The organism is Streptomyces sp. NBC_00252, assembly GCF_036187565.1.
In the GTDB taxonomy this organism is placed as follows: Bacteria; Actinomycetota; Actinomycetes; order Streptomycetales; family Streptomycetaceae; genus Streptomyces.
In genome coordinates this window covers 9,965,266-9,978,234 of the sequence record NZ_CP108087.1, presented here as the reverse complement: position 1 = coordinate 9,978,234, position 12,969 = coordinate 9,965,266, and the positions used below count along the sequence as shown (strand labels likewise).

The 12,969-nt window shown below is 71.1% G+C and carries 12 protein-coding genes; 7 read left to right on the top strand and 5 right to left on the bottom strand.

The annotated features are described in order from the left end of the window. The first annotated feature begins 24 nt into the window (after positions 1–24). From OHT77_RS44325 to OHT77_RS44315, 3 genes are all read left to right on the top strand, one after another. Positions 25–666 (top strand): GPP34 family phosphoprotein, encoded by a 642-nt coding sequence (locus OHT77_RS44325; protein WP_328834055.1) that lies wholly within the window; start codon positions 25–27, stop codon positions 664–666. A 20-nt stretch (positions 667–686) separates the two neighbouring features. Continuing rightward, complete coding sequence (locus OHT77_RS44320; RefSeq protein ID WP_328834054.1) at positions 687–2,240, top strand: carboxylesterase/lipase family protein; 1,554 nt, start codon at positions 687–689, stop codon at positions 2,238–2,240. A gap of 232 nt (positions 2,241–2,472) precedes the next feature. After that, positions 2,473–3,111 carry a dihydrofolate reductase family protein gene (locus OHT77_RS44315; protein WP_328834053.1) on the top strand — a complete coding sequence of 213 codons (639 nt, stop codon included), beginning with the start codon at positions 2,473–2,475 and terminating at the stop codon, positions 3,109–3,111. Positions 3,112–3,317: 206 nt separating this feature from the next. Here the strand turns inward: OHT77_RS44315 and OHT77_RS44310 are convergent, their stop codons facing one another. After that, positions 3,318–4,199 (bottom strand): SDR family oxidoreductase, encoded by an 882-nt coding sequence (locus OHT77_RS44310; RefSeq protein WP_328834052.1) that lies wholly within the window; start codon positions 4,197–4,199, stop codon positions 3,318–3,320. Positions 4,200–4,287: 88 nt separating this feature from the next. Between OHT77_RS44310 and OHT77_RS44305 the strand changes: the two genes are divergently transcribed. After that, positions 4,288–4,866, top strand: coding sequence for a TetR/AcrR family transcriptional regulator (locus OHT77_RS44305; protein ID WP_328834051.1), 579 nt, complete (start codon positions 4,288–4,290; stop codon positions 4,864–4,866). 260 nt (positions 4,867–5,126) lie between these two features. Here OHT77_RS44305 and OHT77_RS44300 read toward each other — a convergent pair whose 3' ends face one another. The 4 genes from OHT77_RS44300 to OHT77_RS44285 form a co-directional block, all read right to left on the bottom strand. Beyond that, entirely contained in the window at positions 5,127–5,858 is a 732-nt protein-coding gene (locus OHT77_RS44300) for a hypothetical protein (protein WP_328834050.1), read from the bottom strand. Positions 5,859–5,953: 95 nt separating this feature from the next. Beyond that, the gene (locus tag OHT77_RS44295) at positions 5,954–6,946 is read right to left on the bottom strand and encodes a TAXI family TRAP transporter solute-binding subunit (protein ID WP_328834049.1); all 993 of its coding nucleotides are present in this window, start codon (positions 6,944–6,946) and stop codon (positions 5,954–5,956) included. Next, positions 6,943–8,433: a sensor histidine kinase gene (locus OHT77_RS44290; protein ID WP_328834048.1), complete on the bottom strand. Its 1,491-nt coding sequence runs from the start codon at positions 8,431–8,433 to the stop codon at positions 6,943–6,945. Before OHT77_RS44290 ends, OHT77_RS44295 begins: the two co-directional genes overlap by 4 nt. 11 nt (positions 8,434–8,444) lie before the next feature. Continuing rightward, complete coding sequence (locus OHT77_RS44285; RefSeq protein ID WP_328834047.1) at positions 8,445–9,113, bottom strand: response regulator transcription factor; 669 nt, start codon at positions 9,111–9,113, stop codon at positions 8,445–8,447. 177 nt (positions 9,114–9,290) lie between these two features. Between OHT77_RS44285 and OHT77_RS44280 the strand changes: the two genes are divergently transcribed. The 3 genes from OHT77_RS44280 to OHT77_RS44270 are packed head-to-tail and all read left to right on the top strand — an operon-like array spanning position 9,291 to position 12,647. After that, positions 9,291–10,316 (top strand): amidohydrolase family protein, encoded by a 1,026-nt coding sequence (locus OHT77_RS44280; protein ID WP_328834046.1) that lies wholly within the window; start codon positions 9,291–9,293, stop codon positions 10,314–10,316. Between the two features lie 5 nt (positions 10,317–10,321). Next, complete coding sequence (locus OHT77_RS44275) at positions 10,322–11,242, top strand: amidohydrolase family protein (protein ID WP_328834045.1); 921 nt, start codon at positions 10,322–10,324, stop codon at positions 11,240–11,242. A 46-nt stretch (positions 11,243–11,288) separates the two neighbouring features. Beyond that, entirely contained in the window at positions 11,289–12,647 is a 1,359-nt protein-coding gene (locus OHT77_RS44270; RefSeq protein WP_328834044.1) for an MFS transporter, read from the top strand. The last annotated feature ends 322 nt before the right edge of the window (positions 12,648–12,969 follow it).

Genomic DNA, 12,969 nt, shown 5'->3' with positions numbered 1-12,969 from the left:
GGCCGCCGGCCGTAGCGTCGACGTGTGATCGACGACCTGCCTTCTCTCCTGTATCTGCTCGCCTACGACGAGGCGGCCAAAGGCCCCTACGACCGTTCCCGCGCCCGGCTGTTGGTCCGTGCCGCCGCCCTGGTCGACCTTGCGATGCACGGCCGGCTGAGCGAGGACGGCGAGGGTGCGGTCACCGTGTCCGGCACCCGGCCGACCGGTGACCCGGTCCTGGACGGTGTGCTGCGTGACGCCACCGCCGGGCACGGCTGGAAGCGTCTCCTGCGCCGCCACCGCAAGCGGACCCTGACGGAGGTCGAGGACCGGCTCGTCGCGGCGGGACTGCTCACCGCCACAGTGCCCCGAGCTCCCTTCGCCACCCGGCGCCTGGCCGTGACGGACCACGCCGCGACGGCCGCGGTCCGCGCCCGGGTGTCGGCGGCGCTGCACGGGGACGGCCCGGTCACTGAGATTCCGGCCGCCGATGCCGCCCTGCTGGCACTGGCGGCCGCGGGCGGCATCCGCTCGGTCGTGTCCCGGCGCGACCGCAGGGCCCTCGGGGCCCGCATCGACGCCTGTACGCGTTCGCTCGCCGTCCTCGCGCCCGGCCTGGAGAAAGCCGTACGCACTCTGCCTACGACCATGATCGCCGCGCAGGGCGGCATGGGCGGCGGCTGATCCGACCGAACGGGGAAACGATGACCATGCACCGAGTCCTGACCGCTCTGGGGTGCGCCCTAACCGCCGTACTCACCACGGCTTGGTCCGGCCCGCCGCCACCGGCCCGTCCCGCCACCGAGGTCGTCACCCACAACGGCGTGACGCGGGGCTCCGCCCACGACGGCTACCGCACCTTCGAGGGCGTCCCGTACGCGGCGCCCCCGGTCGGCAGCCTGCGCTGGGCACCGCCCCACCACGCCCTCCCCTGGTCCGGGACGCTCGACGCGACCCGGCCCGCGAGCGCCTGCCCCCAGCCGGCCGGCGAGGTACCCGGCGGCAGCACCGACGAGGACTGTCTCCACCTCGACGTCACCACACCCGACACCGCGGACCCGGCACACCCCCGCCCGGTGATCGTGTGGCTGCACGGCGGCGGCCTCACCACCGGCGCGGGCAGCTCCTACGACGCCCACCGCATGGCGACCCGCGGCGACGTCGTGGTCGTCACCGTCGACTACCGACTCGGAGCCCTGGGTTTCCTCGCGCACAGCGGGCTGCCCGGTTCCGGCACCTTCGGACTGGCCGACCAGCAGGCGGCGCTGCGCTGGGTCCGCGCCGAGATCGGGGCCTTCGGCGGCGACGCGCACAACGTGACCCTGGCCGGTGAGTCGGCGGGCGGCTACAGCGTCTGCGCCCAGCTCGCCTCACCGGCCGCCGTGGGCCTCTTCGACCGGGCGATCATCGAGAGCGGCCCGTGCACAGGCAGCCCCGACCACCCGTTCGCCCCGTACTCCGCCCCCCTGTCCACGGCGCGTGCCGAGGGCTCGGACCTCGCGGCAAAGGTGGGTTGCGGCGCCGCACGCGATGCCGTCGCCTGCCTGCGACGGGTGAAAGTCGCCCGCCTTCTCGCAGCTCAGGAGATCGATCAACAACCCGCCTACGCCACCCCGTTGCTGCCCGACGATCCTGCGGCGGCCATCGCCGCCGGCCACTTCCATCACGTCCCCGTCCTCCTCGGAAACAACCACGACGAAGGCAACGGCTGGGCCGCCGGGATCATCCAGGCCGGCAACCCCGTCACCCCCGACACGTGGCCCGACGTCGTCGCCGCCTTCTTCCCCTCCCCCGGCCAGGCCGACGCGATCGTCCGCGAGTACCCGGTGCACGACACCGACGGAGGCCCGGTGTTCGGCGCCGTGATCGGCGACGCGAACTTCGCCTGTCCCACGGCACGCGCCGACGCCCTGCTCGCGGTTCACGTACCCACCTGGCGTTACGAGTTCGCCGACGAGCACGCCCCGCCGCTCACCTCCGGCACACCACCGTTCCCGCTCGGCGCGCCGCACGCGAGCGAACTCCCCTACCTGTTCGACCTGGGCGGCCGCCCCCGCGCCCTGAGCCCCGCACAGCACCGGCTGGCCGACACCATGATCGACTACTGGACTCGCTTCGCCCTCAGCGCCGACCCGAACGGCCCGTCATCCCCGCACTGGCCCCGCCACGTGCCGCTGTCCCTGGCACCGGACCACATCGCCCCCACCCGCACGGCGCACCTCCGCCACCACTGCGCGTTCTGGAACACCCGCAGGTGACCATCAGGGCGCCGGGCGCCTCGGCCGACAAACAGACCCCCGGCTCATGACGCAGACCTCACGCCGCAGAGGCTTCGACGGCTCCGTGCGTGCAGCTACCGGACGTCGATGGTGGGTGCGATGCCTGGCACCAGCACGGCTCGCCGAAAGAAAGTGCGCCGGGATGTCGATCCAGGCGTGTTGTGTACGACGCAGGGGTGAGAGAGCGACATCAGCACGAGAGGTGAAGGCCATGCCCAAGGTCCGCGTACACAACGTGACGATCTCCCTCGACGGCTTCGCGGCCGGCGCGAACCAGCGACTCGACGCCCCGTTCGGCGACGGTGTCGGCTGGGGCGACGACCTGCACAGTTGGTTCGTCTCCGCGATGGAGGATTCCGCCGCGGGCAGGACCGGAATCGATGTCGACCACTTCACCCGCGGTGATCAGAACATCGGCGCCACGATCATGGGGCGGAACATGTTCGGGCCGCAGCGCGGGCCGTGGGAGGACGAGTCCTGGAAGGGCTGGTGGGGCGACAACCCGCCCTACCACCACAACGTATTCGTGCACACCCACCACCTGCGCCCGAAGCTGGAGATGGCCGGCGGAACGACCTTCCACTTCACCGACCAGCCGGTGGAGACGGTTCTCCAGCGCGCGTTCGACGCCGCGGGCGGCAAGGACGTCCGGATCGGCGGCGGCGCGGCGGTCATCCAGCAGTATCTGCGCGCCGGGCTGATCGACGAGCTCCACCTGGCGATCGCGCCGATCCTCATCGGGCGCGGGGAGCGGCTGCTCGACAATCTGGGCGACGGCGTTGACGGCTACCGGGTGTCCGAACTGGTCAGCTCACCGACCGTCACACACGCGGTGCTGATCCGCCGCTGACGCGCGGGGGCAAGGGTTCGCGAGGATCGGTGTGCTGCCGCGCCCGCCTGGGTGGTTCGTGATCCTGGCCCTCGTCGCTGCACAACGGGCACACGGCCTGGGTCGTCGGCGTACGGGCTCGGTGGCGTTCCGGGCCGGCCGCGTGCGGGAGTGGGACCGGCTGATGTGTCGTGCGGGGAGACCGCCTGTCCGGTGCCGGGCGTGCTTCAGGGCTGAATGTTCTCCAGGTCGTCGAGGAGGCTGGGGTGTGTCGGCTGCCACCCGAGGGCGTTGCGGGTGTGGGCGCTGGACGCCGGCTGGTCCATGGCGAAGATCGGGCCGAACGGGCCGAACTCTTCCTGCGGAACCTCTTCGACCGGCAGGCCCAGTCGTCGGCCGATGACGGTCGCGATGTCCCGCACCGCGTCGCCCTCGTCCCCGACAGCGTGCCAGGACGTCCCCGCCGGCGCCGACTCGAGGACCAGCCGGAACAGGACCGCCGCGTCGAGCGCGTGCACGGCCGGCCAGCGCTGGGTGCCGTCACCCGGATAGCCGGCCACTCCGGTACGGCGCGCCGCATCGGCCAGCAGGCCGGCGAATCCGCCCCGGCCTTCGTTGTGAACCGTGCGCGGCATGCGGACAGCCATGCTGCGCAGACCATCCGAGGCGAGATCCAGCAGCGCGGTGACCGAACGGCCCCGACCGCCCACCGGCCCGTCGGTCGGCAGCGGATCGTCCTCGGTGGAGGCGCGTCCTGGCACCCATGGCGTACCCGAGACCGTGACGATCGGGCGGTCGGTCCCGATGAGTTCCTGCCCCAGCGCGGCGAGAGCGGCGCTCTCCTCGGTGATGGCCCGAGCGAGCGCATCCGGACTGCTGTAGTCGCGTCCGAACGCCAGGCTGATCACGCCGTCGCACTGCGCGGCGCCGGACCGCAGGACGTCGAGGTCCGCCAGCCCGCCTCGCAGCACCTTGGCGCCAGCGCTCTCGAGAGCCTGCGCCGAGCCGTCCGAGCGAGCCAGTGCGAGAACGGTGTGGCCGTTGCCGAGCAGTTCGGCGACGACGGCGGATCCGATGGTTCCAGTACCGCCGGTGACGAAGACATGCATGAGTGCTCCCTGAAAGTGATGGGACTGTTGTCCCATCACCGACCATACACCGTGATGGGACACCGGTCCCATCACCTATCCTGATCTCATGGCTAGATGGCAACCGGGTGCGACTGAGCGACTCGTCGTCGCGGCCGTCGACCTGTTCACCGAGCAGGGGTACGACGCCACCACGGTGACGCAGATCGCCGAGCGCGCCGGCGTGACCAAGAGCACCTTCTTCCGGCACTTCTCCGACAAGCGCGAGCTGCTGGTCGCCGGGCAGGAGACGCTCAGCAGGCTGCTCTCCGACGGCATCGCCGAGGCGCCTGCGAGCGCCAGCCCGCTTCAGGCGGTGGCGGCCGGCCTCGAGCGTGCATCGACTGCCATGGGGCCGACGAACCGTGAACTCGGCCCCCGCATCAAGGCAGCCGTGGCGGCCAGCACCGAGCTTCAGGAGCGCGACGCCCTCAAGAGCGTCGGTCTCGCGGCCGCCATGACAGCCGCACTGATCGCCCGCGGGGTCCCCGAACCGACTGCGCATCTCGCGGGCGAGCTGGGGGTCCTCGCGTTCAAGCGGGGCTACGCCCGGTGGTCCGAGAGCGATCGTGATGACGCGGAAGGGCTCGCGCCACATGCACTGGCAGCCCTGGAGGACCTCCGCGCGGCGACTGCGTCGTTGGGCTGATCGATGCCGCTCGGCTGGGGCGGGCCGGGCGCGGTCGGCGCCATGAGCAGATGCTCCTTCGGCCGCGACAACCCGGCGGCGTTCACCCGGCCGGTCCGGCACCCGAACGGGGACGTCCGACACGACTCGAACCAGGCTGTCGCGCCGGACGAACCCCGGTAACGCGCCTCACCTGCCTGCCTCATGTGCTCTGCACAGGGCGAAAGGAGGGCCCTGGCTGATGTAGTGGTGCGTCCCTATTCGGAAGCCCGTTGACGCACTCAGCAGTTCTGCACCCAGTGGACCCAGTACCAGGGCGCGTCGTCGTCCATGTTGAAAGCGCCTCCGTCATTCCAGCGTGAGACGCCGCTGTCGTCCAAGAAGTTGGCAACGGTACCTGTGGTCTGGTTGTCGACCCAGGACCCGTCGGCCGTCCACGGGATCCTGTAGCGGCCGCACCCGTACATGGGTATCGAAGTACCGTGCCAATTCGTACCGCTGTAGGCGCAGAAGTATCCGTAGGCGACAGGTGAGCCGCAGGGGTCGGCGAGCGCCCCCTTGGTCATGTCGCGGGGGTGAGCTTCGCCGGGGAGAGCCACGAACATGAGGTTCTTGCCGCCCAGGTCGATCACGTTGGCGGCCACTTGCTTTCCGCCCATCTGGGCGAGATACCGGTCCACTTCGTGCTGGAGGGCCGAGGTCTGAGAGGCGGTGAGTCCCGACTGCCTGGCCTGGGAGGCGTAGGGACTGGTGGCGCCCTCAGCACCGGCTGATGCGGAGCCGAGGATTGCTGCTCGGCGGTGGATTGCGGGACGCCTCAACTTAGGAGTCGCCGGATGAGGGGCACCAAGCTTTTCGAAGGTCGCCGAAACGCGTTTGGCGGTGAAGCGACCGTCAGTGGCACGGTGCGCGACACCCCCGACCGCGAGTACAGCCTTGTCCTCCAGCAGCACCCCCAACTCCTGCATGGGCAAGCGCTGTTGGGCGTAGGGCTTGCCGTTGGCCAGAGCCATACCGCCCCGTTCGGTCAAGGAGGCCGGTCACCTGCCCCGGCGGCGCGGTGGCACTCAGCCCGATCCCGCCGAACGCCCGGAACATCGCCTGGGGCTCAGCCGTGCAGCGCACGGTAGGCCGCGATCGCCCCTGGGTGCAGAGGGACAGCGCCGGTGCCGATGAGGCTGCGGACGTCCAGGAACTGGGTACCGACGGCGTTCGGGGGAACGAGCTCGGTCGCGCGCTGGACCAGCAGACGGGTGAGTGCCTCGGCCACGCCGCGGGGCAGTTCGGGGCGGCACACCAGCAGGTTGGACACCCCGATGGTGGCGACCCCGCCCGCCGCCCGGTACGCGCCCTGCGGCAGCGACACCTCTTCCAGGCCCGAGCCCGCCTGGCCGCCCTGGCCGCCGAGCCGGGGCAGTAGGCCGGCCAGGGGCAGGAACCGCAGGCCGACCCGGTCGTCCAGCGTGGTCAGAGCCGGCAGCGGTACGCCGCCCGCCACGAGCAGCGCGTCGACCGAGCGCGCCCGCAGGGCATTGGCGGCGTCGGCGAGCGGGAGATGGCGTACGGCGACCTCGGAGCCCGGGGTCAGACCCGCGGCGTGCAGGATCTGTTCGCCGAGTACGGCCGCGCCCGATCCGGCCGCGCCGAGCGACACGGTGTGTCCGGCCAGGTCGCCGACCGTACGCACGGCCGAGTCGGCGCGGACGACGAACTGGAGGTAGGTCTCGTACAGCCTGCCGATCGCGCGCAGCGGCACGGGGCGCGGGAAGAGGGCGGCGCCCTGGGCCGCCCGTGCGGTGTCGGTGAGGACGAGCGCGAGGTCGGCGCGGCGGTCGCGGAGGAGTTCGATGTTGGTGAGGCTGCCCGGGGTGGTGCGGACGCGGCAGCTCAGGCGGGGGTACGCCGCCGTGAGTTCGGCGGCGAGGAGGCGGCCGAAGGCCTCGTAGAACGCCGTGGGCTCCCCGGTCGCGAAGCGCAGGACACCGCTCGGTCCGGGCCGTTGCCCGGAGGCGTCGCCGGTGAGCGCGCCCCCGAGGACGGCGGCAGTCGTCACGCCGAGGGCGGCGTGGAGCAGAGCGCGGCGGTCGACGGGTCGGGTCATCGTGCGCCACCGCGCGGATCACGGCGGGCCGCGGTCGTCCCGGGGCCGGCGGTGAGCCGCCCGCGCGACGGGTGACGGGCGTCGCCGCGGTCGGTCACGGCGCGCGGTACGAGGGCCGCGGCCCGCAGTCCTCGTGGGTGCGCGGGCTCCAGTTCCAGTCGGCCGCCCCGGCCCGCCAGCAGTTGTTCGACGATGGCCAGCCCGAGGCCCGTACCCGCCGTACCGTCCTGCCGTTGTCTTCCGGAGCGCCAGAATCTCGTGGTGGCCTGGGCGATTTCCGCCGGGGTCAGGCCGGGTCCGTCGTCCGTCACGGTGAGGACGGCGTGCGGACCTTCGGCGGCGCACCGCAGGGAGATCTCCGCGTCCGGACCCGCGTACTTGATGGCGTTGTCCAGGAGGATGTCCGTGATCTGGGCGAGTTCGTGGTCCGTGCAGGCGGCCACGACCGGGTTCGCGTCGGTGTCGAGTGCGAGGCGGATGCCGGCGCGGTGGGCGACCGGCTCCCACAGCCGGTACTGGGCGGTCGCGATCGCCGTGGCGTCGCAGTGGGCGTCGGAGTCGTCGGTCACGGCGAGTTCCCCGGCGCGGTGTTCCGCGGTGGCGAGGGTCAGCATGCCGTCGAGCAGGGTCTCCAGGCGGTCGAGTTCGGTGGTCACGCCCGTGTACGTGCGGTCGGCGGACGCGGGCAGGTGGCGGTGCAGGGCGTCGACGCGCAGCCGTAGGGCCGCCATCGGGTTGCGCATCTGGTGGGAGGTGTCGGCGACGAGTCGGCGCTGCTGTTCCAGGGCCGCCGTGACCGTACCCGCCATGCGGTTGAAGCCGCTCGCGAGCTGGCGCAGTTCCGGTGGGCCACCGGCCCGGGTCTGCTCGGGCGGGAGCCCCGCGGCGAGTTGTCCCACCGCGCGGTCCAGCCGGCGCAGCGGGCTGACCACCCACCGCGTCGCGGCCCGGGCGATGACCGTGCAGGCGACGGCGACCAGAGCGGTCCCCGCGAGGACGGCGGCCCAGCGCCGGGTGATGTCCTGCGCCGCGGTGTCGACCGAGGCCCGGAGCACGACGGCGCCGGAGACCCGGGTCCCGGTGCCCGCGGGCTCGGCGAACATCCGGGACCCCTTCGACCAGGGGCGCAGGGCGCCCGTGGGATGCGCGGTCTGGTTGCGCAGCGCCGCGTCGAGCAACCTGCCGACGGCGGGGTCCGCGGCGCGCATCCCGCCGGTCTGGACGATCGGCCTGCGGCGGGTGTCGGTGACGACGAGCGGTTCGCCGTACAGCTGGGTGTAGCGGCGGGCCTCGGCGGTGACGGCCGAGGTGTCGCCGGTCTGTTCGGCCTGGTCCATGAGGGACGCGAAGCGGTCGAGGTCCGCGCTGCGGGCGAGGACGAGCTGCTGGGTGCGGTCGGACGCGGTGAACAGCAGCAGCGGTACGGCGAAGGCGGCCACCGCGATCACGACGAACAGCAGCAGAGCTGCCTGGACCCGGGTGCGCACGCGTCGGTTCCTCAGTTCCCGAGGTCCCCGAAGCGGTAGCCGAAGCCCCGGATCGTGGTGAGCAGTTCGGGGCGGGCGAGCTTGGCGCGCAGCTGGGTGAGATGGACGTCGAGCGACCGGGACACGGCGTGGTAGGCGTCGCCCCACACCTCGTCCAGGAGCTGCTCACGACTGACCGCGGTGCCCGCCCGTCCCGCCAGCACGGCGAGGATGTCGAACTCCTTCGTGGTCAGCTCGACCTCGGCCCCGGCGACCCGGACCCGGCGCGCGTCGAGATCCACCTCGACGTCGCCGGCGCGGACCGTCCGCTGCGTCGGGTCGTCCTTCACCGCGGTCCGCCGGGTGACGGCGTCGATCCGCGCGAGCAGTTCGGCGAGGCGTACCGGCTTGACGAGGTAGTCGTCGGCCCCGAGCCGCAGTCCGCGCACGACCGAGCGCTCGTCACCGCGGGCGGTGAGCACGACGACCGACATGTCGCTGACCGCCCGCAGGGCGCGCAGCACGTCCAGGCCGTCGGTGTCGGGCAGGCCCAGGTCGAGGAGGAGCAGGTCGGAGCTGCGGTGGTAGGTCAGGACGTCCCGGCCGTACCGGACGCGTCTGGTGACATGGCCGTGGTCGTACAGGACCTCCACGAGCGCCCCGGCGACCCCGTCGTCGTCCTCGGCCAGCAGTATCTGCACGTGACCCACCTCCTTTCGGCCACTCGGGAGAGCCGCTCCAACCGAATGTAGACCACACCGACCGGGTGCTCGCCGGAGTGTTAAGGGGAGGTTAGTTCTGTGTTCGGCCCTCTCGTCCGCCGGTGCGGGGCGGGGCCAGGCTGCACGGCACCCAGCAGCCTGAGAAGGACGCCGTAAATGATCATCGACTGTCACGGTCACTACACGACCGCCCCGCCGGCCCTGGAGGCGTGGCGCAAGCGGCAGATCGCCTCCCTCACCGATCCGTCTGCCGCCCCGGCCCGCGCGGACCTGCGCATCTCCGACGACGAGCTGCGCGAGACCATCGAGCCGAACCAGTTGCGCCTGATGGACGAGCGCGGCATCGACATGACGGTCTTCTCGCCCCGCGCGTCGTTCATGGCGCACCACGTCGGCGACTTCGAGACCTCCGCCGCCTGGGCCGCGATCTGCAACGAACTCTGCCACCGCGTCGGCCGGTTGCATCCGGAGCGCTTCGCGCCGGCCGCGATGCTCCCGCAGTCCCCCGGTGTCGATCCGGCCACCTGCGTTCCCGAACTCACGCGCTGCGTCGAGGAGTTGGGCGCCGTGGCGGTCAACCTCAACCCCGACCCCTCGGGCGGCCACTGGACCTCCCCACCGCTCACCGACCGCTCGTGGTACCCGGTCTACGAGAAGATGGTGGAGTACGACATCCCGGCGATGATCCACGTCAGCACGAGCGTCAACCCCGCCTTCCACACCACGGGCGCGCACTACCTCAACGCCGACACCACCGCGTTCATGCAGCTGGTCCAGGGCGACCTGTTCGCCGACTTCCCGACCCTGCGCCTGGTGATCCCGCACGGCGGCGGCGCGGTGCCGTACCACTGGGGCCGCTTCCGCGGGCTCGCGATGGCGCTCGGGAAGCCACCGCTGGAGCAACACGTCCTGGGCAACGTCTACTTCGACACCTGCGTGTACCACCAGCCCGGCTCCGACCTCCTCTACGACGTCGTCCCGGCCCGCAACATCCTCTTCGCCTCGGAGGCGATGGGCGCCGTCCGCGACATCGACCCGTGCACCGGCCACCACTTCGACGACACCCGCCGCTACGCGGAGGCCGCCGAGCTGCCCGCCGACGACCTGGCGGCGGTCCAGGAGCACAACGCCCGCGCCGTGTACCCCCGCCTCGACGCGCTCCTCAAGCGCCAGGGCCGGTGAAGCACATGAGCACCCTCGCCCCCAAGTCCCCCGGCTGGCTCGACTGGTACGGGAATCCGTCCGAACCGGCCTTCCGGCTCCCGCCGGGAACCGTCGACACCCACTGCCATGTCTTCGGCCCTCAGGCCGAGTTCCCCTTCGCACCGGAACGCAAGTACACGCCCTGCGACGGCGGCAAGGACCAACTCTTCGCCCTCCGCGACCACTTGGGCATCGCCCGCAACGTCATCGTGCAGGCCACCTGCCACGGCGCGGACAACAGCGCCATGGTCGACGCCGTCCGAGCGGCGGGCGGGCGGGCGCGCGGCATCGCGACCGTACGACCGGACATCGACGAGAGCGAACTGCTGGCACTCGACGCGGCGGGCGTGCGCGGGGTCCGTTTCAACTTCGTACGGCGTCTGGTGGACGCGTCGCCCGAGGACGAGCTGCAGACGATCGCCAAGAAGGTCGCCCCGCTGGGCTGGCACGTCGTCCTCTACTTCGAGAGCGCCGACCTGCCCGAACTGGAGGGATTCTTCGGGTCGTTGCCCGTTCCGCTGGTGGTGGACCACATGGGTCGCCCGGACGTGACCCGGCCGGTGGACGGGCCGGAGTTCACCCGTTTCCTGCGCTTCGTCGAGGACAACGACGTCTGGGTGAAGGTGACCTGCCCCGAGCGTCTCAGCGTCACGGGACCGGCCGCCCTGAACGGCCAACGTCACGCGTACACCGACGTCGTCCCCTTCGCCCGCCGGGTCGTGGCGGAGTTCCCCGACCGGGTGCTGTGGGGCACCGACTGGCCGCATCCCAACCTCACCGACCACATGCCGGACGACGGTCTCCTCGTCGACCACGTCCGGCAGGTGGCGGTCACCGACGACCAGCGCCACAAGCTCCTCGTCGCCAACCCGACGCGCCTGTACTGGCCCGACGAGGACCAGTGACACCCCAACTCCCGTCCCTCCTCCCCGACTTCGACAAGGGCCGCTCATGCAACACGCCAACGCGCTGAACCGGCTGAACCGGCTTCCGGTCTCGCGATTCCACAAACTCACCCTGCTCGCCGTCGCCTTCGCCTACTTCTTCGAGTTCGCCGACATCAACAGCTTCGCCACCACCGCACCGAAACTGATCAAGCTGTGGGGCGTGACGGTCGATCAGATCGCCTACGTCACCTCGCTGTCGTTCGTCGGCATGTTCGTCGGCGCGATCGTCGCGGGCTCCCTCGCCGACCGGTGGGGCCGCAAACGGGCCCTGCTGTGGACGACCCTCTTCTTCGGCCTCTCCTCGTTCGCCGCGGTGTTCTCCTGGGACCTCGTCTCCCTGGGCGTCTTCCGCGTCCTGACCTCGGCGGGCCTGTCGGCGATGACCGTCGTCGGAGTCGTCTACGTCAACGAGATGTACCCGTCGGCGACCCGCGGCAAGTACCAGGCGTACGCCATCGCCATCGGCATCTGCGGCACCCCCGTCACCAACCTCATCGCCAGCGCGGTCGTACCCCTCAACGACTGGTCGTGGCGGCTGGTCTACCTCTGGGGCTCCCTGGGCATCCTGCTCGTCCTGTTCACCCGGCACCTCAAGGAGTCACCGCGCTGGCTCGAGAGCAGGGGGGACCACGCCACGGCGGACACGATCCTGCGGGAGATCGAGGCACGCGTCGCCGCGGAGAAGGGCCCACTCCCCGAACCCGCTCCCCCGGTCGCCGAGAAGCCGTCGGCAAAGGCACCGCTGCGCCTGCTCCTCCAGCGGAAGTACCTGCTCCCGACCCTCCTGCTCACCGTGCTGTGGACGACACAGACCATCGGCTTCTTCGGCTACTCCAGCTGGGCACCCACCCTGCTGGCCAAGGAGGGCTTCAGCGTCGAGAAGTCCGTCTTCTACGTGGCCCTGACCACGGTCGGCGCACCACTCGGCTGCTACCTGGCCTCCCTGGTCACCGACCGGTTCGAGCGCAAATGGTGCCTGGTCGCGTTCGGCACGGTGATCGCGGTCTGCGGCCTGCTGTACGGCCTCACCTTCAACCCCGTCCTCATCGTCGTGTTCGGCTTCCTGGTGAACCTCTTCGAACGCGGCTACACCGCCCTCGCCTACGCCTACTCCCCCGAGCTCTTCGACACCCGCAGCCGCTCACTGGGCACCAGCGTCTCGTACGGCCTCGGCCGCCTGTCGAACGCCGCCGGGCCCCTGATCGTCGCCGCGCTCTACAACGGCCACGGCTACCAGAGCGTCTTCTGCTTCATCGCCGGCACCTGGCTGCTCGGCGCGATGGCCCTGGCCGCCTTCGGCACCCGGACACGGTCGGCGCGCCTCGCGGAGGCGGAACGGCAACGCGTGAGCGTCCCCGCCTGACCGGGATCGAGCCGGCCGACAACGATGTTTCCTGGATGCACCCGAATCCAGCAGAGACTGTTGACCGAGCTATACATCCGATGTTCACTGCAAGTGACGCGGACATGCCCACGTCGACTCACCCCTGCCAGCCGCGGCTTCCTGTGGCCTCCACAGGCTGCGACTTGAAGACCCCTTCTGCTGTACGTGTGTTCCTCCTCCGCAGTTGCCGACCGGCGTGCTGATGCCTCATGTCCGTGCACATCTCAGGAAGGCGAGCACATCGAAGCAGTCATCGGATCATTCCGTATCCATGCACCACCCGTGACCCACAGGGAGGGCC

Bases quoted from the DNA above. Each gene is read 5' to 3' on its own strand.
- OHT77_RS44320 (WP_328834054.1), top strand. From the start codon at position 687: ATGACCATGCACCGAGTCCTGACCGCTCTGGGGTGCGCCCTAACCGCC.
- OHT77_RS44315 (WP_328834053.1), top strand. From the start codon at position 2,473: ATGCCCAAGGTCCGCGTACACAACGTGACGATCTCCCTCGACGGCTTC.
- OHT77_RS44310 (WP_328834052.1), bottom strand. From the start codon at position 4,199: ATGCATGTCTTCGTCACCGGCGGTACTGGAACCATCGGATCCGCCGTC.
- OHT77_RS44305 (WP_328834051.1), top strand. From the start codon at position 4,288: ATGGCTAGATGGCAACCGGGTGCGACTGAGCGACTCGTCGTCGCGGCC.
- OHT77_RS44300 (WP_328834050.1), bottom strand. From the start codon at position 5,858: ATGGCTCTGGCCAACGGCAAGCCCTACGCCCAACAGCGCTTGCCCATG.
- OHT77_RS44295 (WP_328834049.1), bottom strand. From the start codon at position 6,946: ATGACCCGACCCGTCGACCGCCGCGCTCTGCTCCACGCCGCCCTCGGC.
- OHT77_RS44280 (WP_328834046.1), top strand. From the start codon at position 9,291: ATGATCATCGACTGTCACGGTCACTACACGACCGCCCCGCCGGCCCTG.
- OHT77_RS44275 (WP_328834045.1), top strand. From the start codon at position 10,322: ATGAGCACCCTCGCCCCCAAGTCCCCCGGCTGGCTCGACTGGTACGGG.
- OHT77_RS44270 (WP_328834044.1), top strand. From the start codon at position 11,289: ATGCAACACGCCAACGCGCTGAACCGGCTGAACCGGCTTCCGGTCTCG.